This is a genomic window from Actinocorallia sp. A-T 12471, assembly GCF_033875155.1.
GTDB lineage: Bacteria > Actinomycetota > Actinomycetes > Streptosporangiales > Streptosporangiaceae > Actinocorallia.
Genome location: NZ_JAWZTE010000001.1, coordinates 794,217 through 817,449, shown reverse-complemented (window position 1 = coordinate 817,449; position 23,233 = coordinate 794,217). Strand labels below are relative to the sequence as shown.

18 protein-coding genes are annotated in these 23,233 nt (G+C 71.5%); 7 read left to right on the top strand and 11 right to left on the bottom strand.

From position 1 onward, the window contains the following. The first annotated feature begins 88 nt into the window (after window positions 1-88). Together R9X44_RS03825 and R9X44_RS03820 are read left to right on the top strand one after the other, a co-directional pair. The gene (locus R9X44_RS03825; protein ID WP_319812531.1) at window positions 89-1,375 is read left to right on the top strand and encodes an HD-GYP domain-containing protein; all 1,287 of its coding nucleotides are present in this window, start codon (window positions 89-91) and stop codon (window positions 1,373-1,375) included. Then, the gene (locus R9X44_RS03820) at window positions 1,369-2,676 is read left to right on the top strand and encodes an HD-GYP domain-containing protein (protein ID WP_319812530.1); all 1,308 of its coding nucleotides are present in this window, start codon (window positions 1,369-1,371) and stop codon (window positions 2,674-2,676) included. The genes R9X44_RS03825 and R9X44_RS03820 overlap by 7 nt, the downstream gene beginning before the upstream one ends. Before the next feature lie 29 nt (window positions 2,677-2,705). Here R9X44_RS03820 and R9X44_RS03815 read toward each other — a convergent pair whose 3' ends face one another. From R9X44_RS03815 to R9X44_RS03795, 5 genes are read right to left on the bottom strand one after another with little or no spacing between them, the layout of a single operon-like run. Further along, complete coding sequence (locus R9X44_RS03815; RefSeq protein ID WP_319812529.1) at window positions 2,706-3,479, bottom strand: SOS response-associated peptidase; 774 nt, start codon at window positions 3,477-3,479, stop codon at window positions 2,706-2,708. 10 nt (window positions 3,480-3,489) lie between these two features. Next, on the bottom strand, window positions 3,490-5,115 hold the full coding sequence (gene cydC / locus R9X44_RS03810) for a thiol reductant ABC exporter subunit CydC (protein ID WP_319812528.1): 1,626 nt from the start codon (window positions 5,113-5,115) through the stop codon (window positions 3,490-3,492). Next, on the bottom strand, window positions 5,112-6,707 hold the full coding sequence (gene cydD / locus R9X44_RS03805) for a thiol reductant ABC exporter subunit CydD (RefSeq protein WP_319812527.1): 1,596 nt from the start codon (window positions 6,705-6,707) through the stop codon (window positions 5,112-5,114). The genes cydC and cydD overlap by 4 nt, the downstream gene beginning before the upstream one ends. Continuing rightward, window positions 6,704-7,732 (bottom strand): cytochrome d ubiquinol oxidase subunit II, encoded by a 1,029-nt coding sequence (gene cydB, locus R9X44_RS03800; protein WP_319812526.1) that lies wholly within the window; start codon window positions 7,730-7,732, stop codon window positions 6,704-6,706. Before cydB ends, cydD begins: the two co-directional genes overlap by 4 nt. 10 nt (window positions 7,733-7,742) lie before the next feature. Then, complete coding sequence (locus R9X44_RS03795; RefSeq protein ID WP_319812525.1) at window positions 7,743-9,125, bottom strand: cytochrome ubiquinol oxidase subunit I; 1,383 nt, start codon at window positions 9,123-9,125, stop codon at window positions 7,743-7,745. A 144-nt stretch (window positions 9,126-9,269) separates the two neighbouring features. Here R9X44_RS03795 and aroA point away from each other — a divergent pair, with 144 nt between their 5' ends. After that, window positions 9,270-10,550, top strand: coding sequence for a 3-phosphoshikimate 1-carboxyvinyltransferase (gene aroA, locus R9X44_RS03790; protein ID WP_319812524.1), 1,281 nt, complete (start codon window positions 9,270-9,272; stop codon window positions 10,548-10,550). Beyond that, window positions 10,523-11,545, top strand: a complete 1,023-nt coding sequence (gene rsgA / locus R9X44_RS03785; RefSeq protein WP_319812523.1) for a ribosome small subunit-dependent GTPase A — start codon at window positions 10,523-10,525, stop codon at window positions 11,543-11,545. The genes aroA and rsgA overlap by 28 nt, the downstream gene beginning before the upstream one ends. Before the next feature lie 3 nt (window positions 11,546-11,548). Here rsgA and R9X44_RS03780 read toward each other — a convergent pair whose 3' ends face one another. Both R9X44_RS03780 and R9X44_RS03775 read right to left on the bottom strand, forming a co-directional pair. Further along, window positions 11,549-12,325, bottom strand: coding sequence for an MHYT domain-containing protein (locus tag R9X44_RS03780; RefSeq protein WP_319812522.1), 777 nt, complete (start codon window positions 12,323-12,325; stop codon window positions 11,549-11,551). Between the two features lie 49 nt (window positions 12,326-12,374). Continuing rightward, window positions 12,375-13,211: a hypothetical protein gene (locus R9X44_RS03775; protein WP_319812521.1), complete on the bottom strand. Its 837-nt coding sequence runs from the start codon at window positions 13,209-13,211 to the stop codon at window positions 12,375-12,377. A 152-nt stretch (window positions 13,212-13,363) separates the two neighbouring features. Between R9X44_RS03775 and hisN the strand changes: the two genes are divergently transcribed. From hisN to R9X44_RS03760, 3 genes are all read left to right on the top strand, one after another. Continuing rightward, a complete protein-coding gene (gene hisN, locus R9X44_RS03770) occupies window positions 13,364-14,146 on the top strand; it encodes a histidinol-phosphatase (protein WP_319812520.1) in 783 nt (260 codons plus the stop codon). Between the two features lie 61 nt (window positions 14,147-14,207). After that, window positions 14,208-14,399: a hypothetical protein gene (locus R9X44_RS03765; protein WP_319812519.1), complete on the top strand. Its 192-nt coding sequence runs from the start codon at window positions 14,208-14,210 to the stop codon at window positions 14,397-14,399. 1,436 nt (window positions 14,400-15,835) lie between these two features. After that, window positions 15,836-16,549 (top strand): VOC family protein, encoded by a 714-nt coding sequence (locus tag R9X44_RS03760; RefSeq protein ID WP_319812518.1) that lies wholly within the window; start codon window positions 15,836-15,838, stop codon window positions 16,547-16,549. Window positions 16,550-16,612: 63 nt separating this feature from the next. Here the strand turns inward: R9X44_RS03760 and R9X44_RS03755 are convergent, their stop codons facing one another. From R9X44_RS03755 to R9X44_RS03740, 4 genes are all read right to left on the bottom strand, one after another. Beyond that, on the bottom strand, window positions 16,613-20,173 hold the full coding sequence (locus R9X44_RS03755; protein ID WP_319812517.1) for a polysaccharide deacetylase family protein: 3,561 nt from the start codon (window positions 20,171-20,173) through the stop codon (window positions 16,613-16,615). Further along, window positions 20,170-20,655, bottom strand: a complete 486-nt coding sequence (locus tag R9X44_RS03750; RefSeq protein ID WP_319812516.1) for a hypothetical protein — start codon at window positions 20,653-20,655, stop codon at window positions 20,170-20,172. Before R9X44_RS03750 ends, R9X44_RS03755 begins: the two co-directional genes overlap by 4 nt. Before the next feature lie 312 nt (window positions 20,656-20,967). After that, a complete protein-coding gene (locus R9X44_RS03745) occupies window positions 20,968-21,753 on the bottom strand; it encodes an SDR family oxidoreductase (protein WP_319812515.1) in 786 nt (261 codons plus the stop codon). Further along, window positions 21,750-23,093, bottom strand: coding sequence for a cytochrome P450 (locus R9X44_RS03740; protein WP_319812514.1), 1,344 nt, complete (start codon window positions 23,091-23,093; stop codon window positions 21,750-21,752). Before R9X44_RS03740 ends, R9X44_RS03745 begins: the two co-directional genes overlap by 4 nt. Between the last annotated feature and the right edge of the window lie 140 nt (window positions 23,094-23,233).

The following is a 23,233-nucleotide window of genomic DNA, read 5'->3' as shown; positions in this document are numbered from 1 at the left end:
TGGGTCTGACCCCGGCGGCGTCGGTCACCTCGTCACACCGGAGGCGGCATTGCCGGTCGCAGGTCTTCCCCTCGCTGCCTGGACGTACGTGGGCACCGTGGTCGCCCTTTCGGCGACCCTCATGGCCACCGCGTCCTACGCTGACGTCGAATGGACGAAGCTCGCGGCGATGGCTGTCCTGTTTCTGGTCTGCGACTCCGTGCCCGCGCTGCTCAGCGTGGAGCGGGCACGGGTCTCCCTGAGTTTCTCCGCGTGCCTCGCCTCGGTCGTGCTGCTCGGCCCGGCCGGGGCGGGGCTCGTCGGCGCGTGCGCGCTGTTCACCTGGCAGCGTGTCGCGCTCGTCAAGCGGGTGTACAACGGGGCGCAGTTCGCGCTGTGCGGGTTCGTCGCGGGGCTCATCTTCGACGCGCTCAACCCGGATCTGGCGGCCGCGCCCGAGGAGCAGATCCTTCCGTTCGCGGTGGCGCTGCTCGCGTACGTCACGTGCAACCTCGCGCTGGTGTGGGGGATTCTGCTGCTCAGCAAGTCCGCGACGGTCCGCGAGCTGCGCGCCGAGACGCGGCTGCTCGCGCCAGGACTGCTCGGTTACGGCTCGTTCGGGCTGCTCATCGCCGGGATCTACGGGACCATCGGGGCGTTCTCGGCGGTGCTCGTGCTGCTGCCGCTGCTGGTGGCGCGGTGGGCGTTCGCGCAGACCCTCGCCCAGCAGCGCGCGCACGAGGCGACCCTGGCGACGCTGTGCCAGGCGGTGGAGACCAAGGACTATTACACGCGCGGCCACAGCGAGCGGGTGTCGCGCGGCTCGGTGATGATCGCCGAGGAGATCGGGATGGGCAGGGCGCGGGTCGAGGCGATCCGCTTCGCCGGGATGCTGCATGACGTCGGCAAGCTCGGCGTGCCGACGAAGGTGCTCCAGAAGGAGGGGCCGCTCACCGAGGAGGAGTTCGCCGCCATCCAGCTCCACCCCATGCGCGGGCTGGAGATCATCCGCGAGATCGGGTTCCTCGACGAGGCCCTGACGGGGATCATGCACCACCACGAGAAACTGAACGGGCGCGGCTACCCGATGGGCCTCGCCGGGGACGAGATCCCCGAGTTCGCCCGCATCATCGGGGTCGCCGACGCCTTCGACGCGATGACGTCGACGCGCTCCTACCGGCCCGCGCGGTCGGTCGCCGAGGGCGTCGCGGAGCTCGAGCGGTGCAGCGGCGTCGACTTCGACCCGGAGATGGTCGCGGCGTTCCTGCGCGCGCTGGACAAGGTCGGCTGGGTCTCCCCCGACCAGGTCGTCGCGCCCGCCGAGGCGCAGACCACCCGCCAGGACCACGACGACCCCAGCACGCCGATCCGGGTGTCAGGTGAGGGCGCGTGGTAGCCGGCAGCAGACTCCAGGCGACCCGCGAGCGCTCGGCCTGGCAGCATCTGGACTCCGCCCAGCTCGTGGTGATGGGCGCGGCGGCCGCGCTGGTCGTCGCGGCGATGACGTGGCTCGCGGCCAACGGCGGTGTTGACGACCTCGAACCTGCCATCATCTTCGGCGTGCTCATCGCGCTCGGCGAGCTGTTCCGGATGAACATGCCGGGCGGCCGTGAGGTCGCGCCGATCAGCCGGGCGGGCGCGCTGGCGTACGGGATGCTGCTGAGCGTCGGCGGCGACCCCGTCGCGCACTCGCCGTTCCAGGTGGTCGCGGTGACCGCGTGCGGGATGGTCGCCGGGACGCTGCCGCACGTGGCGGTGAACCGGTCGCCGCGCATCGACGCGATGGCGCGGCGGCTGGTGGCGGCGGCGGTCGTGGCGATCCTGTTCCGGCCGCTGGCCGACGTGCTGTTCACCGGCGAGCCGCTGACCCGGCATCAGTGGTGGACGGCGCTCGGGCTGATGACGGCGATCTCGATGGCCGCCGCGCTCGCGGACATGACGGTGGCCGCGCTCATCAGGTCCGAGGCGGTGCGCGCGCGGTTCGGGATCGCGTTCCTTGACGAGTTCCGCGCGAGCGCGCTGCTGTGCGCGGCCTCGTCGGCGACGGGGATGCTCATCGCGGTCGCGACGTCGGTGATGGGGCTCGCGGCGCTGCTGCTGTTCACCGCCCCGATACTCACCACCCAGTTCGCGTTCCGCAGGTACGCGGCGGTGCGGACGACCTACCTCCAGACGGTCCGCGCACTGTCGCGGGTCACCGAGGTCGGCGGGTACGTCGAGACGGGCCACTCGCTGCGGGTCAGCCGCCTTTCGGTGGCGATGGGCCGCGAGCTCGGCATGGCCGAGGCCGAACTTCTTGAGCTGGAGTACGCGGCGCTCATGCACGACATCGGGCAGCTGTCGCTGCCCGACCCGATCCCCGGCGGCGCGACCGTGCTCGCCGCGCCCGAGGACCAGTGCCGCATCGCCGACCTCGGCGCGGCGGTCATCGAGCAGACCGGCGTGCTCGACATGGTCGCGCGGATCGTGCGCGCCCAGTGCGACCCGTACCGCGACGCGTCGGGCAAGCCGGGACCGCCGCTGGCCAGCCGCATCATCAAGGCCGCCAACGCCTACGACGACCTGATGGGCGACTCCCGCGACCGCGACCGCGGCGCGGCCGTCCTCGACCGCCTGCGCGCCGACTCCGCCTACCAGTACGACCCGGCCGTGGTCGAAGCCCTCGCCCGAGTCCTCGACCGCCGCGTCCTCCGCTGACCGACCCCCACCCGCACACGCGTAGGGGGTCAGAAGAGGGTGTCGCCCTCGTCGGGGGTGTCGGAGGGGTCGCCTATGGGTGGGGTGGGGTCGGCCAGGGGTTTGATGAGCTGGGGGCCGGTGCTGCGGACGTTGCCGACCTCCTTGCCGACGGGGTACGCCTCGAGGTTCCGGGTCATCGCGGGGACAAGGAGGGCTCCGGCGCGGGAGGTGTCGGTGAGGGCGGGGTCGAGCCAGGCGTCGGGGTCGGTGACGGTCATCGGCATCCTGTCGTGGATGTGGCCGAGTTCGTCGGCGGCCTCGGCGGTGATGACCGTGCAGGTGAACAGCCACTCGCCTTCCGGGGACTTCCACAGCTCGTACAGCCCGGCCATGGGCAGCACGCCGCCGTCGTCCGGACGGATGAAGAACGGCTGCTTCTTGCCGTTCTCGCCCTTGTACCACTCGTAGTAGCCGTCGGCGGGCAGCAGGCAGCGGCGGCGGGCGAAGGCACGGCGGAACGCGGGCTTCTCCGCGAGGGTCTCGACGCGTGCGTTGATCATCCGGTTGCCGATGGACAGATCCTTGGCCCAGGAGGGGACGAGGCCCCACCTGACCATGCGCAGGGTGCGCAGGGCCTGTTCGGGGGTGTCCGAGCCGTGCGGGGGCCTGACCAGGACCGCGGGGACGTCCTTGGTGGGGGCGGCGTTGTAGTCGGGTTGGAGGAGGTCGCGGCCGTCGTCGGCCACCGTCTCATCGACCTCGATCCGGAACTCGTCGAGGAGTTCCTGACGCGCCCGCGCCGTCGCGTATCGCCCGCACATGGTCCCCAGACTACGCAGCCGCCCCGACAGAATCGGCGGGCTCCGGCGCGGTCAGCGTGATCACCTCGTCCACGTGCCGCAGGACGGGGTCCGCGCCTGGCACGCCGGGCCGGTGCGTGATCAGCAGGACTGTGCGGTCCCCGGCCGCCGCGAGGAGGTCGGCGAGGACGCGGTCGGCGGTGTCCTCGTCAAGGTGGGCGTCGGGCTCGTCGAGGATCAGGACGGGGAAGTCGGCGAGGAGCGCGCGGGCGAGCGCGATCCGCTGCCGTTCGCCGCCCGAGACGGCAGCGCCGTGTTCGCCGACCCGTCGGTCGAGCGGCAGGTCGAGGCCCGCGCGGCGCAGCACCGCGGCGACCTCGGCGTCGGACGAGCCCGGCCTGGCGAGCCTGACGTTCTCGGCGACCGTGGTGTCGAAGACGTGCGCGTCCTGGGCGCACAGCCCGATGACCCGCCTGACGTCGTCGCCCGCGAGGTCGGCGAGTTCGACGCCGTCGAGCGTGATGGACCCGGTGTACCCGGTGAAACGCAGCAGCGCCGCGGCGAGGGTCGACTTGCCCGCGCCGCTCGCGCCGAACACCGCGACCTTGCGGCCGGGCGGCAGGTCGAGGTCGAGTCCGTCGAGCGCGTCGCGGTCGGCGTCGGGCCAGCGGACGCGCAGGTCGCGGACGCGCAGCGCGACCCCGTGCGGGAGCGGGGTGGGCGCGTCGGGGTCGGTGACGGGGGGTTCGGCGTCGAGGACCCTGGCGAGCAGGGCGTCGTCGGCGCGAGAGCGCAGCATCTGCTGCGCGGAGGACGAGAGCGCGGTGACTGCCTCGAACGCGGCGAGCGGCGTCAGCGCGAGGACCGCGACGTACAGGGGATCGAGGTCGCCAGCCCGCGCGGCGGGCACGGCAAGGGCCAGGGCCCCGAAGACCGCCGCCCCGCAGGAGAGGAGGGTCATCCCGTCGGCGACGCCGAGCGACCAGGCCGACCGTCCGGTGGCCCTGTCGAGTTCGGCGTCGGCCTTCTCCAGTTCGGCGAGCCGGTCGGGCACCGCGCCGTAGGCGACGAGTTCAGGCAGCCCGTGCAGGGTGCGGGTCGCGACCTCGGACATCCGGTCGCGTCCCCTCGCCTCGCGTACGGTCGCGCGCCGGACCGCCGAGGCCGCGACGAGCGGGGCCGCGACCCCGCCGAGCGCGAGCGACGCCAGCAGGACGAGCCCCGCCTCGGGAAGCAGCCAGGTCTGCAGCGTGAGGGCGGCCAGCGCGGCGACCACCGCCGAGAACATCGGGATTCTGCCGCGCAGCCACCGGTCGGCGACGCCGTCGACGCCGGTCACCACGAGCCCGAGCGTGCGTGACGCGCCGAGCCGCCCCGGCGCGAGGTCGGCGAGCCTGTCGAAGACCGCGACGCGGGTCCGGGTGAGCAGCCGCAGTGCCGCGTCATGGGAGGCGAGCCGTTCGGTGTAGCGCAGCACCCCCCTGCCGAGCCCGAACGTGCGCACGGCGGTGATGGCGACCATCAGGTACAGCACGGGCGGCTGCTGGTTGGCGCGGGAGATCAGCCAGCCGGAGGTCGCCATGAGGCCGATCCCGCAGACCAGCGCGCCCGCGCCGAGCGCCGCGCCGAGGGTGAGCCTCGCCCGGATGGAGTTCACAGCAGCGCTCCCGTCTTCTCCTGCGCCGCCGACCAGACGACGGTCAGGTCGGCGTGGTCGGCCAGGCCGCGCCGGTGGGTGATGAGCAGTGTGGTGCGGCCCTCGGCGAGCCGTTCGATGCCCCCGGCGAGGTCGAGTTCGGTCGCCGCGTCGAGGTGCGCGGTGGGCTCGTCGAGCAGGACGAGCGTGACGGGCAGGAGCGCGCAGCGCAGGTGCACCCTGGCGAGCGCGACGCGCTGGCGCTGCCCGGCCGACAGCCCGTGCCCGTTCTCGCCGAGCACCCGGTCGGGGTAGGCTCCCGTCGCGCGGGCGGCCGCGCGAACTGCGTCGTCGGGCGCGCCCGGCACGGCCAGCGCGATGTTCTCCGCGACGGTGCCGGGGAACAGATACGGCTTCTGCGGCATCCATGCGACGGTCCGGCGCAACCCGTCCCAGTCGGTGCCCTCCCCCAGCGCGCGGCCGTCGAGGTCGACGCGTCCGGCGTGCGGGGTGAGCAGGCCGAGCATGACCGCGGCGAGGCTCGACTTGCCCGTCCCCGACGGTGCCATGAGCGCGGTGCTCGTCCCGGGTTCGAGGACGAGGTCGAGCGGCGGCAGCCCGGGCCGCGCGACGAGACCCGCGATCGCGACGCGCGGCGGCCCGTCCTGCGCGGGGAAGGGCGAAGGCGCGGCCTTCTTCTGCTCCTCGGGCAGCACCGCGAAGATCTCCTCGGCCGCCGCAAGGCCCTCCTGGGCAGCGTGGAAGTGGGTGCCGACCTGCCGCAGCGGAAGGTACGCCTCGGGCGCGAGGATCAGGACAAAAAGGGCGGTCTCGAACGGCATCCCGCCGTGCAAGAGCCGCAGCCCGACCGAGACCGCGACGATCGCCACCGACAGCGTCGCGGCGAGTTCGAGCGCGAGCGCGGACAGGAACGCGATCCGCAGCGACGCCATCGTCGCCTTGCGGTGCTCGCCGGACACCTCCTCGATCTTGGCGAGCTGGGCGCGCGCCCTGCCGAACACCTTGAGCGTGGTGAGGCCGGCGACGACGTCGGCGAAGTGCCCGGCGAGCAGGCTCAACGCCCGCCACTGCCGCCGGGTGCGCGCGGCGGTGTAGGTGCCGATGAGCACGCCGAACAGCGGGATCAGCGGCAGCGTCACCGCCACGATGACGGCCGTCGCCGGGTCGAGCGCGAACAGCGCCGCCAGCACCGTGACGGGCACGACGACGGCGAGCACGAGCTGCGGCAGGTACCGCGCGAAGTACGGGTCGAGCGCGTCGACCCCGCGCGTCACGAGGGCGGCGAGCGCGCCCGACGATCCGGGCGCGCTCCCCTCGCGGGTGACCGCGCGCAGCACCGCCGCGCGCAGCTGTGCCTTGACCCCCGCCGACGCCCGGTGCGCGGCGACCTCCTGGAGCCAGGCGAGCACCGCCCGTCCGGCGAAGACCGCGAGCAGCGCGGCGGGCACGCTCAGGGTCGCGATCGCGTGCGCGAGCAGCCACGACTGCGCGATGACGAGCACGGCCGCGGCCCCGCCCAGCACGACGCACACCACGAGGTAGGGGATTGTCGCGCGGGCGTACCGGGCGAGCCGGGGGTCGAAGGGCCTCATGACGCGGCCGCGGCCTTCGCCTCGGGCTCGGCGTCGGGGATGTGGTCGACGTGGATGCGCTTGCGGAACACCCAGTACGTCCAGCCCTGGTAGAGCAGCACGATCGGCAGGAAGATCGCCGCGACCCACGTCATGATCCCGAGGGTCTTGGGCGTGGACGAGGCGTTCTCGACGGTCAGGCTCGACGCCTCGGTCAGCGTCGAGGGCATCACGTAGGGGTAGAGGGCGAGGAACAGGGTGCCGACCGCGAAGACGATCGCCAGGCCCGACAGCAGGAACGCCCAGCCCTCACGGAGCCGCAGCGACACCAGGACGGACGCGGCGAGGCACACCGCCGCGACGACGGCAGTACCGATGGCCCAGGCGTCGGGGCGCTGGACCAGCGTCCACAGCAGGAAGCCCCCGGCGAGAACGAGCGCCGCGACGCCGAGCGCGATCGAGAAGCGGTTGGCGCGGGCGCGGATCTCGCCGTCGGTCTTGAGCGCGGTGAACACCGCGCCGTGGTAGGTGAACAGCACGAGCGTGACCAGCCCGCCGAGCAGCGCGTACGGGTTCAGCAGGTCGAGGAACGAGCCGACGTAGTCGTGGTCGGCGTTCAGCTTGACGCCGCGCACGATGTTGGCGAACGCGACGCCCCACAGGATCGCCGGGACGAGCGACCCCCAGAAGATGCAGCGGTCCCAGGCGTCGCGCCACCTCGGCGTCTTGCCCTTGCCCCGGTAGTCGAACGCGACGGCGCGCAGGATGAGCGCGACGAGGATGAGCAGCAGCGGCAGGTAGAACCCGCTGAACAGGGTCGCGTACCACTCGGGGAACGCCGCGAAGGTCGCGCCGCCCGCGGTGATGAGCCATACCTCGTTCCCGTCCCAGACGGGCCCGATCGTGTTGATCATCACGCGGCGCTCGCGCTCGTCCCTGGCGAGGAACTTCGTCAGGACGCCGACGCCGAAGTCGAACCCCTCGAGGAAGAAGTAGCCGATCCACAGGACCGCGATCGCGATGAACCAGACGTCGTGAAGGTGCATGTCCCCGTCCTCAGTACGCGAACTCGAGCTTGGCGGCGTCGGGCGTCTTCGGTTCCTCCGGCGGGTCCTTGCGGGCGAACCTGATCATCAGGCCGAGCTCCACGACCGCGAGGATTCCGTACAGGGCGGTGAAGACGAGCAGCGACGTGAGGACAGTCCCGCCCGGCACGGTCGGCGACACCCCGTCCTCGGTCTTGAGCAGGCCGAACACCAGCCACGGCTGCCGGCCCATCTCGGTGAAGATCCAGCCGAACGCGTTGCCGACGAAGGGCAGCACGACCGACCAGATCGCGAGGGTCCACACCCACTTCTTCGTCGGGAGCCGTCCCTTGCGGGTGAGCCAGAGGCCGACGACGGTGACGAGGCCGATGAGCATCCCGGCCGTCACCATGATCCGGAACCCCCAGTAGGTGATGGGGATGTAGGGGCGGTAGTCGCCGGGGCCGAACTGGGCCTCGTACTGGGCCTGGAGGTCGTTGATGCCCTTGACCTCGCCGTCCAGGGTTCCTGTGGCCAGGAAGGACAGCAGGTCGGGGATCTCGATGGAGAACGTCGGCGCGGTCCCGTCGAGGGTGCCGATGGTGAACAGCGAGAACGACGCGGGCTGGCTCGTCTCGTACAGCGCCTCGGCGGCCGCCATCTTCATCGGCTGGGTCTCGGTCATCACCTTGCCGAGCTGGTCGCCGCTGAGGAAGAACCCGAACGTCCCGATCAGCGTGACGGCCAGGCCGAGCCGCAGCGACGAGCGCATCGTGTCGAGGTTGCGCTGCCGCTTGAGGTGCCAGGCCGCGACGGCGGCCATGAGCAGCCCGCCGGTGACCAGGCAGCCGCTGATGGTGTGCGGGAACGCCCACAGCAGCACCTTGTTGGTGAGGACGTCGGTGAAGCTGGTCAGCTCCGCGCGCTGCGCCTGCTCGTTGAAGGTGTAGCCGACCGGGTTCTGCATCCAGGAGTTCGCGGCGAGGATGAAGTAGGCCGACAGCGTCGTGCCGATCGCCACGAGCCAGATGCACCCGAGGTGCACGAGCTTGGGCAGCTTGCCCCAGCCGAAGATCCAGATCCCGAGGAACGTCGATTCGAGGAAGAACGCCAGCAGCGCCTCGATCGCCAGCGGCGCGCCGAAGATATCGCCGACGAACCGCGAATAGTCCGACCAGTTCATACCGAACTGGAACTCCTGCACGATTCCCGTCACCAGGCCGAGCGCGAAGTTGATGAGAAAGAGCTTCCCCCAGAATTTGGTGGCCCTTTTGTAGTGCTCGCGCCCGGTCCGTACCCAGGCCGTCTGCAACAGCGCAACCAGCAGGGACAGCCCGATCGTGACGGGCACGAAGATGAAGTGGTACACCGTCGTCACGCCGAATTGAAGGCGCGCGAGGAGCAGCTCATCCATGAAGGCACCTTCCCAGAAAAGAGGTCAGGACAAGCATTTACCGCGCCTCCTCCGAAAGGGGGAGGACCAAGGTTCGCTTCGACCCTACATTGGTCCTTTTCCCGCCCCGATCCACCCCCTGCGCGGCCCCGATAGGCTTGCCGCATGACCACCAGCACGACCCCGTGGGCCGCTCCGGTCGCGCGCGGGCCCGTCTCGGCCGTCGTCGAGCTCCCGGGCTCCAAGTCCATGACCAACCGCGCGCTGATCCTCGCCGCGCACTCCCCCGACGGCGCCGTGCTCACCGGCGCGCTGCGCTCGCGCGACACCCTCCTCATGGCCGCCGCCCTGCGCGCGCTGGGCATCGGGGTGGAGGAGGACGGCACCACGTGGCGGGTCTCGCCCGGCACGCCGACCGCGCCCGCGTCGATCGACTGCGGGCTCTCGGGCAACGTCATGCGTTTTGTGCCGCCGCTGGCCGCGCTCGCAGACGGGCCCGTCGCGTTCGACGGCGACCCGCACGCCCGCACCCGTCCGATGGGCCCGCTGCTCGGCGCGCTGCGCGACCTCGGCGTCGCGATCGACGACGGGGGGCGCGGGCTGCTGCCGTTCACGCTGCGCGGCACCGGCGCGGTCGCGGGCGGGACCGTGGTGTTGGACGCGTCGAGCTCCTCCCAGCTGGTGTCCGGGCTGCTGCTCAGCGCGCCCGGCTACGGCAAGGGCGTCGAACTGCGGCACGATGGGCCGCCCGTGCCGTCCGCGCCGCACCTGGAGATGACCGTGCGGATGCTGCGCGAGGCCGGCGCGAGCGTGGAGACCGAGCCCGACGTGTGGCGGGTCGCGCCGGGCGCGCTGCGCGGCGGCGAGTGGAAGATCGAACCCGACCTCTCCAACGCCGCCCAGTTCCTCGCCGCCGCCCTCGTCACCGACGGCGAGGTGACCGTGCGGCACTGGCCGGAGCACACCACCCAGCCCGGCGACAGGCTGCGCGACCTGCTGGCGCTGATGGGCGGCGAGGTGTCCTGGTCGGCCGAGCGCGGACTGACCGTGCGCGGCACCGGGGCCATCCACGGCGTCGACGTCGACCTCAGCGCGTGCTCCGAGCTCGCCCAGGTGCTGGCGATGGTCGCCGCGCTCGCCGACTCGCCGTCGCGGTTCCGGGGCATCGGCCACATCCGCGGCCACGAGACCGACAGGCTCGCCGCGCTCGTCACCGAGATCACCCGGCTCGGCGGCGACGCCGAGGAGACCGCCGACGGCCTCGTCATCCGGCCCCGCCCGCTGCACGGGGGCCTGTTCCACACCTACGACGACCACCGGATGGTGATGGCGGCGGCGACCCTCGGCCTCGCCGTCCCGGGCGTCGAGGTGGAGAACCCCGCGACCGTGGGCAAGACCCTCCCGACGTTCACCGAACTGTGGACCCGGATGTTGGAGCTGTCATAGCGCGCGACTGGAAACATCTCGACGAGGACGACGTCCGGGTACGGCCAGGACGCGGCTCGCGGCCGCGCACCCGTCAGCGGCCCGCCCACGAGGACGCGGTCGAGGGCCTCGTCGTCGCGGTCGACCGGGGGCGGTACCGGGTGCTGGTGCGGCAGTCGCGGCGCAGGCGGACCGAGGTCACCGCGATGCGGGCGCGCGAACTCGGCCGCAAGGGCGTCGTGGTCGGCGACCGGGTCGGCCTGGTCGGCGACGTCTCAGGCCAGCCCGACGCGCTGGCCAGGGTCGTCCGGGTCGAGCCGCGCACCTCGGTCCTGCGCAGGACCGCCGACGACACCGAGGACGTCGAGCGGGTGATCGTCGCCAACGCCGAGCAGCTGGTGATCGTCACCGCGCTCGCCGACCCCGAGCCGCGCATCGGGATGATCGACAGGTGCCTGGTCGCCGCCAAGGACGCCGGGATGGACGCGCTGCTGTGCCTGACCAAGGCGGATCTGGCGTCGCCGGAGAAGCTGCTGGCGATCTACGAGCCGCTGGGGGTCGAATCTTTCTCGACCCGCAAGGGCGGCGAACTCGACGGGCTGCGTGAACTGCTGGCCGACCGGATGAGCGTGCTCGTCGGGCACTCGGGCGTCGGCAAGTCGACCCTGGTCAACGCGCTCGTGCCGGACGCGGGGCGGGCCGTCGGGCACGTCAACGCGGTCACCGGGCGGGGGCGGCACACCTCGTCGTCGGCGATCGCGCTCGAACTGCCGGAAGGCGGCTGGATCATCGACACGCCGGGCGTGCGCAGCTTCGGGCTCGCGCACATCCCGCCCGAAGATCTGATCCTCGGCTTCCCCGACCTCGTCGAGGGCGCGGCGCTCTGCCCGCCGCAGTGCTCGCACGTCGAGGAGGCGTGCGCGCTCGACGCCTGGGTCGCGGCGGGGCACAGCTCGCCGGAGCGGCTCGAGTCCTTCCGGAGACTGCTGACGAACCGGGATGAAGCGGGCGTCTGAGGGTCAGTCGAGGAGACGCATCTGGCGGTCGAGGCGGTCCATGAACTCCTTCTCGCGTTCCCGCTCGCGCTTGCTCGCCGAGCCGCCGACCACGACGAGCAGCACCGCCGTCACCAGGCCGACGCTCGCGACCAGCGGGAGCAGCACGTGGGACATCCCGGTGCCCTCGACGGCGACGTCGGTGACGTCCGAGACGCGCAGCGCCGCCATGCCGGTGTAGTGCATGCCGCTGACCGCGACGCCCATGATCAGCGACGCGCCGAGCATCGTCGCCCAGCCGTCGAGCCGGACAGCGCACCACAGCGCGGTGGCCGCGGCGGCGATCGCGATCAGCACCGAGACGATCACCAGGTCGAGCGCGTACTCGATGGTCGCGCCGGTGTTCATGGCGGCCATGCCGGTGTAGTGCATGACCGCGATGCCGCAGCCGGCCAGGACGCCGCCCGGCAGCAGCGGCCTGTCGAACCCGACGAGGAACAGCCCCGCGCCGACGACGGCGATCGCGAACACCGCGCTGAAGATCGTGAGCGGCACGTCATAGCCGATGCGGGTGCCGGGGATGCTGAAGCCGAGCATGCCGACGAAGTGCATCACCCAGATGCCGGTCCCGCCGAGCGCGACCGCCGCGCCGACGAGCCAGGCGCTGCGCTGCTGGACGCTCTGGACGGCCCGCGCGCGGGCCGTGCACTGGAGGCCGAGCATGGAGCCGAGAACGGAGAAGACGTACCCGAGGACCGGGGTGACCGGGCCGTAGGTGAAGTGGGAGACGTGATCATGCACGGGACGGGCCACCGAACCTTATGTCTCAAGGAATCGGGACCATGGTCTCTTACCGGACTGATTCCGGCAAATCCCCCGACGATTCCGTGGCGATCCGGGTCAGCACACGATGTTCCAGATCACCGAGCACCCTGATGTGCTCCGGCGCGAGGTCGGCCACCTCACGAGCGAGCGCCGCCGTCACCTCGCTCACCGCGGCCTCCTCGGCGGCGCGCAGCGCGGTGCGCGCCGCGGCGGCCCGCGCGCCCGTCATCGACCATTCGAGCTCCAGCCTGGCGAGGGTCTCGTCGGCGACCCCGGCGAGCTCGGCGGCCTCGGTCATGATCCACCTGGGGACGCCGCCGCGGCCTTGGGCGCGGACCCGTCCGGTGAGGCCGGAGACGCGTCCGGCGAGCGCGAGGCCCTCCTGGGCGGCGGGCAGGACCTGCTGGACAAGGCCCGCGACGGACCTGGCCAGTTCGGCGGTCCGGTCGAGGAGGACCTTTGCGGCGTTCTGCACCGCCGTGCCCGTGCAGGCGCTCAGGCGTTCGGCGACGACCCGCTGCTGTCCCGTCAGGGCCTCGATCAGCTCGGCGCGCAGGGCGTCGCGCCCCTCGGGGCGCTCGCTGGCCAGCAGGCGGTCCATCCGGGTGCGGGCGGTGCCCTCGATCTCGGCGTTCACCTCCGTGAACGCGCCCTCCGCACGGCGCTGGAGGCCGTCGACGAGCGCGCGCAGGGCGTCGGTCTCGAACGGCGCATTCAGGTCGGCGAGCTGCTCCTGGAGCCTGCGGGAGACGTCGACGGCCTGTTCGGCGAGCGGGACGAGCCTGTCGGCGAGCTCCTCAAGGGTCCGCGCGCGGCGCGGATCGGTCAGCTCGGCCACCCACTCGGGGAAAACGTGCGGCATGCGGCCATCGTCCCACCATGGCCTGATCAACAGTCCGTTACTCACAAGTAGACAGCGGTTCCATTACAAGTACGGATATGTCTGGCCACTTGACCGAGAGTCAGCGACCCGACCCGACCCGCGACGCCCCGCATACAGTAGATTTTCCAGTCGTGGCCGATGGATACTCTGACGATCTCCGCCTCGCCCACGTCCTGGCGGACGCGGCCGACGACCTGACGACGCGCCGGTTCAAGGCGCTCGACCTGCGCGTGGAGACAAAACCCGACCTCACCCCCGTCAGCGACGCCGACCGCGCGGTCGAGGAGCAGATCCGGGGCACGCTCAGGCGCGCCAGGCCCCGCGACGCGGTGATCGGCGAGGAGTACGGCAAGAGCGGCTTCAGCCAGCGCGTCTGGGTCGTCGACCCCATCGACGCCACCAAGAACTTCGTGCGCGGGGTCCCGGCCTGGGCGACCCTCATCGCGCTCATGGAGGACGGCGACGTCGTCGTCGGGCTGGTGTCGGCCCCCGCCCTCGGCAAGCGCTGGTGGGCCGCCAAGGGCGGCGGGGCGTGGACCGGGCGGAGCCTCACCAAGGCACAGCGCCTCCAGGTCTCCAAGGTCTCCTCGCTGGCGGACGCGTCGTTCTCCTACTCGAGCCTCAGCGGCTGGGAGGAGCGCGGCGGCCTCGACGGGTTCCTCGACCTCACCCGCAACGTCTGGCGGACCAGGGCGTTCGGCGACTTCTGGTCGCACATGATGGTCGCCGAGGGGGCCGTCGACGTCTCGGCGGAACCCGAGGTCAGCCTGTGGGACATCGCGCCGCTCAAGGTGATCGTCGAGGAGGCGGGCGGGACCTTCACGTCCCTGTCCGGCGAGCACACCGCCGAGGGCGGCAGCGTCGTCTGCTCCAACGGCCTCCTCCATGAGGAGGTCCTGGGCTACCTCTCGTGAGGGAGGAATTCGCGCTGGTCACCGCATAGTGTGGAGGGACCAAGCGGGAAAGGTGGAGCCCATGGCACCCCGAACCAAGACCATCCTCATCGGCGGAGCCGCCGCGATCTTCCTCTGGTGGATCCTGCCCGGCTGGCTGGCCGCCCTCCTCATCCTCGGCGTGATCGCCATCCCCGCCGCCGCCTACCTCATGCTCGACCCCTCCCAAAAACGCCGCCTCCGCGACCAAGGCCGCCGCCGCCTAGGCCCGTAACCTCCCCGCAGCCCATCCGGACTGCGAAAAGAAGAGCCCTCCTGCCCCCAACGCCGCAGGAACAAGGGCTCCCACCCGCACGCCCCAAACCCCCCGCGCAGCCCCTCCGGCACTGCCCGAAAAGACCCCTGCCCCCGCACCCCGGCCTCACCCACAGCCCCTTCGACACCATGGGAAGAAGTCCGCCCACCCCGCCCTCCCCACTGCGGGAGGAAGACCCGGCCCGCGCGCCCCGCTTTCCCGCGGTCCCTTCGGGACTGTGGGACGGAACCCCCGACCGCGCCCGGCCTTCCCCTGCGGTGGGGGCCCGCGCTTTCTAGGTTTCCCGTGGTCCCTTGGGGACTGCGGGAGGGGGAATCGCTCCGGCCGCGGCCCGCCCTCCCCGGCGGGAGGAGGCTTTCTGTCTGCGCGGTGCGGACTTGCCGCGCAGCCCGTTCGGAACTGCGCGGAGAAGAGTGCGCGCCCGCGCGGCGCTCCGGCACGCGGGCCTCGCACTGACCGACGCGCCATCAACTCCCTGGCGTGCGGGGCTGGGGATTTTCGCGAGTCGCGGAGGGGACGGCGGGGCATGGGGCTGGGGGTTACCCTCACGGCCCCGAGTGCGGGAGCTGAAGGGCTTCAGCCCTGCGGGCCCGGGAGCGTAGGGCGTGGGGCTGGGGTTCCTCACGGTCCCGGGCGCGGGGCTAAGGGGCTTTAGCCCTATGGGCGCGGGAGTGTAGGGCGTGGGCTGGGTTATCCTCCCGGTCCCGAGCGCGGGGGTGAGGGGCTTTAGCCTTACGGGCGCGGGAGCGTAGGACGTGGGCTGGCGGGTTATCCTCACGGTCCCAGGTGCGGGGGGTGAGGGGCTTTAGCCCTACGGGCCCGGGAGCGTAGAGCGTGGGCTGGGGGGCTATCTCCACGGTCCCGAGTGGGGGGCTGAGGGGCTTTAGCTCTGCGGGCCCGGGAGTGTGGGGCTGGGGTTCTGGCCCTGCGGGCCCGGGAGTGTAGGGCGGGGGGGCTGGGGGTTTTCGCGAGTCGCGGAGGGGACGGCGGGGCGTGGGGCTGGGGGTTGCCCTCACGGTCCCGAGTGCGGGGGCTGAGGGCTTTAGCCCTACGGGCCCGGGAGCGTAGGGCGTGGGGCTGGGGGTTCCCCACGGTCCCGAGTGCGGGAGTTGAGGGGCTTTAGCCCTACGGGCCCAGGAGCGTAGGGCATGGGGCTGGGGGTTCCTCACGGTCCCGGGTGCGGGGCTGAGGGGCTTTAGCTCTGCGGGCTTGGGAGTGGGGGGCGGGGGGGTCTGGGCTCGCGGTCCCGAAGGGACTGTGGGGTATGGGGTTGGGGGGGTTGGGGTAAAGGGGTGGGGGTGGGGGGTTTGGGGGGTGGGGGGTGGTGTGAGGAATCGGGTATGTCGAATCGTCGTGGGTTTGAGGCGGGGACGCCGTGTTGGGTGGATGTGGCGGTGCCGGACACCGATGCGGCCGCGCGGTTCTATGACGCGCTGCTGGGGTGGCGGGCGGGCTTCGACGCCAGTCCCGAGGCGCAGGGATACGGGCAGTTCCATCTGGACGGCAAGGTCGTCGCGGGGATCTCGCCGACGATGAGCCCCGACTCGCCGCCGCACTGGACCACCTACGTGGCGACCGACGACATCGACGCCACGACCGAGAAGGTCAGGGAGGCGGGCGGGACCGTCGAGGTGCCGCCCATGCAGGTGCTCAACGCGGGCAAGCTGGCCGGGTACACCGACCTCGAGGGCGTCTTCTTCATGGCGTGGCAGGCCCTCGACCACAAGGGCGCGGAACTCGTCAACGAGCCCGGCGCGTGGGCGTGGAACGAGCTCAACACCCGCGACCCGGCCGCCGCCCAGACCTTCTACCCGAAGGTCTTCGGCTGGGAGACCAGCGGCGACGCCTACTACACCGAGTGGAAGAGCGGCGGCAACACCATCGGCGGCATGATGCCGATCCCGCCCGACCTGCCGCCCGACGTGCCGCCCCACTGGCTCGTCTACTTCGCCGTCGACGACGTCGACGCCTCCCTGAAGCTCGCCAAGGACCTGGGCGCCGAACAGACCGGACCCTTCGTGGACAGCCCCGCGGGCCGCCTCGTCACCGTCCGCGACCCCCAGGGCAGCGCCTTCGCCCTGATCTCCGGCCTCCAGGAACGCCGCTGACCGCACCCGCCGCTCAACGCAGCGAACCCGCCCGCGAGCGCGAGCGGGTTCGCTGCGGGGGCGTCAGCTCGTGTGGTCGGGTTCGTTGTCGGGGTCGGGCTTCGTGGTCGTGGGGCGTGCCGCCGCCATGACCACTGAGCCCCGGCGGGGCTCGGGCAGGCGCACGGGCCCGGTGCCGACCGGCTCATCCGGGCGGTCGACGCCGTCCGGCTCCTCGGGCTTCTCCGACGGCTCGGGCTCCGGCAGGCCGGACGGCTCGGGCTCATCCTCCAGAGAAGTCAACAGGCCGGACGGCGATGGCTCGTCCTCCGGGGAGGTCTCCGCGTCCTCTGACTCCAGCGCTTCCGCGGAGTCCGTCAGGTCGGTCGGCTCCTGATCGCCGTCGGGGTCGGCCTCGGGGTCCGTGGGCTCCTCCGGCGGCTGGAAGCCGTCCGGCTCCTCCGGCGCGTCCGATGGCTCGGGGTCCGTCAGGGACGCGGCGGAGGCGGCGTCGGAACCTTCCAGGGGCTCGGAGACGGGGTCCTCGGGGTTCGAGGAGTCCTCAAGCCACGTCGTGGAAAGGGCGACTGTCACGTCGGTCTGGGAGGCGGCCGGGTCGAGGGGGGTCCACTCGGCGTCCTCGTCGGACGGGTCGGCGTCGGCGACGGTCGCGACCTCAGGCGTCGGGACGGTCGGGGTGGCGGGGAGCGGGGTGTCCTGTTCCCACCAGGGCCTCGGGTCGGCGGGCTCGGGCTCGTCGGGGGTGTCGTCCTCCCACCAGGCGCGGGCGGCGGGGCCGTCGTCAAGGTGGGTCGCGTAGGGGTAGGGGTCGTCGGCGGCGCTCGTGGGCCTGGGGACGTCGACGGCGGTCGTGAGGGCGGGCGGGGGCTCCTCCTCCGGCGCGGGGTCGGCCGGGCGGTCCTTGGGGACCGGGAGCGGGAACGCGGAGGTGGCGTCGAGGAGGGTCCGGGTCGGGTCGTCGTCGCGCGGCGCGGGCTCGGCCCGATCCGCACGCCACGCGGACGCCACAGGCTCGTCCCTCGCCTCGCTGGACCACGCGGACGCCACGGGCTCGTCCTTCGCCTCGCTGGACCACGCCGACGCCACGGGCTCGTCCGGATCCCCGGACCACGCGGACGCGACAGGCTCGTCCTTCGGCTCGCTGGACCACGCCGACGCCACGGGCTCGTCCGGATCCCCGGACCACGCGGACGCGACAGGCTCGTCCTTCGGCTCGCCCGACCAGGCCGACGCGACCGGCTCGTCCGTGGCCTCGGCGGACCACGCCGACGCGACGGGCTCGTCCCTCGGCTCCCTCGACCAAGCGGGCGCGGCGGGCTCGCCCTTCAGTTCGGCGGCCCAGGCGGACACGACGTCGTCCTTCGGCTCCGCCGACGCGACGGGCTCGGCCCTCGGGGCCGGGACGGCCGGGGCGACGGGCTCGTTCAGCGTCCCCGCCACCTTGACGGCGGCGTCCGGCTCGGACTTGGGCTTGCGGAACTCCATCGGCACCGAGATCGGCCCGGTGTCGGTGACGACCATCGGCACGACCGCGCCAGGCTCGTTGAACGTGCCCGCGCGCTGGATCGTCTGCCAGCGCATCCGCGAGCCGAGCACGGCGGTCGCGAGCGACTGGATGACGATCAGGTACATGAGCTGGCGGTAGACGAGCTGCTGGAGCGGCACCGCCCACAGCGGCGTCAGCTTCTCCTTGTCGAGGATCAGCGCGAGCGCGCCGCCGAGAACCTGGACGCCGATGAACACGAGCCAGATGACCGCGATCTGCTTGCGGTCGCCGAACAGCAGCGCGTGCAGCGCGAACACGTCGACGGCGGGGGCGAGCAGCGGGAAGAAGACCTGGAACAGCGTGAGGTAGGACAGGCACAGCCTGCCGTTCTTCTCGCGGAACCACGACTTGTGCTTCCACATCGCCTGCATCGTGCCGTAGCACCACCGGTACCGCTGTCGCCACAGCTGGCTGAGCGACGCGGGCGCTTCGGTCCACGCGATCGCCGACTCCTCGTAGGCGACGCGGTATCCGGCGCGGTTGATCGCCATGGTGAGGTCGGTGTCCTCGGCGAGGGTGTCCTCGCTGACGCCGCCGGTCTTCTTCAGCGCGGCGAGCCGGAACGCGCCGATCGCGCCGGGCACGGTCGGCATGCAGTCGAACACGTCGAACATGCGGCGGTCGAGGTTGAAGCCGATGACGTACTCGATGTGCTGCCAGCGGCCGAGGATGCCGCGCCGGTTGGCGACCTTGGCGTTGCCGCTGACCGCGCCGACGCGCGGGTCGCGGAACGGTCTGACGATCTTGCGCAGCGTGTCGCGCTGGAAGACCGTGTCGCCGTCGACCATGACGACGATCTCGCTGGTGGCGTGGGTGATCCCCGCGTTCAGCGCGGACGGTTTGCCGCCGTTGTCCTTGGTGATCAGCGTGAGCTTGGAGTCGGCGAGTTCCCTGACGATCTCGGCGGTCCGGTCGGTCGACCCGTCGTCGACGACGATGATCCGCAGGTCGCCCGCGAAGTCGGTGTCCCGCAGCGACGAGATAGTCGCCGCGATCCCTATCTCCTCGTTGAACGCCGGGACGATGACGGTCAACGAGGGCGGATCGTCGTCCATGCCGGGCGCCTTGCGCGCGCGACGTGTCGTGCGGGCGTGCCGCACGGCGATGACCATCAGCAGGAAGATGCGGATGAGCCCGAGCGCGCCGCCGATGAGGAACAGCACGCCGAGGACGTCGACGGCGAAGTGCGCGACCCGCTGGCTGTTGACGATCAGCTTGCCCGCGGCCTGGCTCCGGACGGACGCGGGCACCTCCGCGCGCGGCAGCTCAAGGGCCTCGGCGAGCGTGGTGAAGCGGTAGCCCTTGGCCTGGAGGATCGGGATGAACTCCTTCAGCGCCTGCACGGTCTGCGTCCGGTCGCCGCCGGAGTCGTGCAGCATGATGATCGCGCCTTCACCGGAGTCGGTGTTCTTCAGCGTCTCGTCCACCATGAACTGCACCCCGGGCCGTTCCCAGTCCCGGGTGTCGCGGTCGGTGAAGACCACGATGTAGCCTTCCGCGCCGGCGATCTGCGCGGCCCGCCACTGGCCCTCGGTCGCGCCGCCCGCGCTGCCGGAGTACGGCATGCGCATGAGCCGCGTCTTCACGCCGAGCGCGCCGGCCAGCGCGCGCTGGGTGAGGCTCAGTTCGAGCTTGATCCGCCATTCGGGCGAGGACGCGAGGTCGACGTGCGAGTAGGTGTGGTTGCCGATCTCGTGGCCCTCGGCGAGCACCCTGCGGGCGAGGTCGGGGTGCTCGGAGACATGGCCGCCGATCATGAAGAAGCTCGCCTTGGCGTCGTACTGGGCGAGCACGTCGAGGATCTGCGGGGTCCACTCGGGGTCGGGGCCGTCGTCGAAGGTCAGGGCGATCGTCTTGTCCGGCATCCGCGCGGACTGGGTGGTGCCCTGGCCCGTGTTGACGACCGGGCCGCCCTGGGTGACCTCGGCGGGGCCGAGCATGCCGCCGCCCGCCGCCTCGGTGTCCTTGGTCTCGCCGACGACGCCCTGCACGAACCCGTCGAACAGCAGCAGCAGCGCGAGCAGGAAGGAGCCGAGCCCGATGAGGAACCAGTGGGCTCGGGGTTCGCGGTGTTTCATCTCTGTGCGCCCACCGGGGGTTCTTCGACGGGGTCGACGGGATCGACCGGCTCGGGTTCTGGCTCGGGATCGGGTTCCGGCTCGGGGTCCGGTTTCGGCTGTGCCGTATCGGTCTCGACCGGCCGGGGCGTCGCGGGTTTGGGGGATCCGCTCTGCGGCGTCTGCGACGACGGCTTGTCCTGCGGGGTGTCGTCGTCGGGCCGCTGCGGGTTCTGGCCGCCCTGGCCGTTGCGCTGGCCGTCGGGGACCCTGCGCGCCTCCGGCGTCGGCGGCGCTTCGGTGGGGGTCTTGCCCTTGGGGCTCTCGGTGGGCTCCTCCGGAAGCACCCAGGTCTTCATCGGCACATCGGAGCGCACGGCCACGCTGACCGCGAGAACGGCGACGTAGCCGAGCACGAGGACGCTCAGGACGATGCCCCCGATGCGCAGGAGGCGGCGGCGTCTGCCGCTACCGTCAACGAAAACCGGCCGATCTTCACTCACGTTGCGAGTTTAGGGCGAATCCCTACCCAATCAGACTCCGTCATTCGGATGAAACGTATGTTACAGCCAGAGACGATCTTGGTTGCCGCGAACAATTCGTTAACACCCGCGAGCACGCTGGTACGACAGAGCCGACAGAACAGGCGTCAGCACGGGAAACCACCATCTGCGCGCCGCCTGTCGCGGCTCCGTCCGAGCGAAAATTAAGCTGTCGTAACGATCCTGAACGACCGAAAGCGGTCTGTCCCTTTCCGGGCGGGTTCGTCCGAACCTGCGGTCCCGGAGGCCGCGGCGCGGCCTCCGGGGGCCGGGTCACGAGCGGATGCGGGCGTCGTAGCCCTTGCGAGCCGACTCGTCGAAGTCGAGGAAGATGGTGTCGAGGCCGAGGCGCGCGTTCAGCCTGTCCTGGACCGCCTGCGGCAGCAGGCTCGCGAACCTCAGCTGCGGCCCGAACTTCGCGGGCACGGTCACCCGCGGCTTCGGCCGCGCGATCAGCGCGACGACGGCAGCCGCGATGTCCTCGGGCTCTGCGTTCTTCTGCCCCTTCGGGCTGCGCGTCCCCGCGACGAGCTCGGTGTTGGTGAACGTCGGCAGCACCGCGCTCACGTGCACGCCGTGCTTGGCGACCTCCAGCCGCGCCGCCTCGGTGAACATGAGGACCGCGCCCTTGCTGCCGTTGTACAGCGCGAGGCCCGGCGTCGGGAGGATGCCCGCGATCGACGCCACGTTGACGACGTGGCCGCGCCCGTCCGCCACGAACTTGGCGAGGGCGAGCTTCGTGCCGAGCATCACCCCGTGCACGTTGACGTCGATGCAGCGGCGCGCGTCGGCGTCGGACTCCTCGAGGACCGGCCCGATCGGCATGATGCCCGCGTTGTTGACGAGCACGCGGTAGTCGCCCGCTTCGGCGAGGAACGCCTCGAACGAGGCGCGGTCGGTGACGTCGAGGCGGACTCCCTTGACCCCGATCTCCTCGGCGGCCTTGGCCACCGCCTCCTCATCGACGTCCCCGATGACGACTGTCGCGCCCTTGGCCTTGAACGCCTTGGCGGTGGCGAGTCCGATGCCGCGCGCGGCCCCGGTGATGGCGACGATCACAGCACACGCTCCAGTTTCACGGGGAGTCCGTCCTTGGGGACGGGGAGGGTCGTCATGTCGAGCGGCCAGGTGTAGCCGTCCGGCACGCTCCAGGAGTAGTTCAGGAGCACCTGGTGCAGGATCGACTTGACCTGCATCCCGGCGAAGTACAGCCCGATGCACTTGTGCACGCCGCCGCCGAAGGGGTGCCAGGCGTACTGGTGCACCTTGTCCTCGCGGCGGTCGGGCGCGAACCGCTCGGGGTCGAAGCGCTGCGGGTCGGGCCAGAACTCGTCTATGTAATGGTTGGTGAAGGTCGCGAGGTTCACCATCGTGCCCTCGGGGATGTGGAACCCGAGGACCTGGGTGTCCTTGACGGCGACGCGCGGCAGGCCCGGCACCGGGGAGCACAACCGCAGCGCCTCCTTCATCACCAGGTCGAGGTCGGTGAGCGCGTCGAGGTCGGCGAACTCCACCCGGTCCTTGCCGAGCGCGCGCGACTGCGCGCGGCAGCGTTCCTGCCACTCGGGGTGCTTGGCGAGGTAGTACGCCATCGACGTCATGGTGATGGTCGTGGTGTCGTGCGCGGCCATCAGCGCGAAGATCATGTGGTTGACGACGTCGGCGTCGCTGAAGCGGTGGCCGTCGTCGGTCTCGGCGGCGCACAGGGCGGCGAAGAGGTCGTCGCCGCCTTCCGCGCGCTTGGCGGCGATGTTCCTGTAGAAGAAGGACTCGAGCTTCTTGCGCGCCTTGAGCCCTCGGCTCCAGCGCAGCCCGGGGACGGGGAAGCGGACGATCGACAGGCCCGCGCGGACCGCGTCCACGAACGCGGTGTTCACCTCGTCGCGCTCGCGCGGGTCGAGCTGGACGCCGACGAAGACCTCGAGGGCGAGGTCGAGCGTCAGCTTCTTCATGTGCGGCAGCACCTCGAACGGGCCTGGCCGCCACCCGGCGATGCCGCGCGCGACCTCGGGGGCCATCATGTCGAGGTAGGACACGAGCCTGTCGCGGGTGAACGCCTGCTGCATGATGCGGCGGTGGTGCAGGTGCTCGTCGAAGTCGAGCAGCATGATGCCGCGTTCGAAGAACGGGCCGATGAAGAAGCCCCAGGCCGGGCCGTTGGCGAACGCCTTGTCCTTGTTGGCGAGCACCTCGCGGACGGCCTCTGGGCCCTGAAGGGTGACGACGCGGCGGCCGAGGAAGTTGTTCCAGGACACGTCGCCGAACTTCGCGCGGCGGCCCTTGGCGAAGCCGACGGGGTCGCGCGTCTGCTGGAGGATGAATCCGAGATAGGGCAGGCCCGGTTCACCGGGGACAGGCTTGAGGCCGGTCCCCTCGGGTGCGGGCGCGAGCAAGGCCATGATGTTCCTACCTCCTGCTGACGTACGCCGTACGTGGTAAGTCTTGACTTACAACGTACGCGGGGTCAAGTACCGGAGGAGGCCCTTTCCCTCACTCTAGGCGCACATGCCGCGGGCGTCCGACGGCTTGGCCGAAGGAC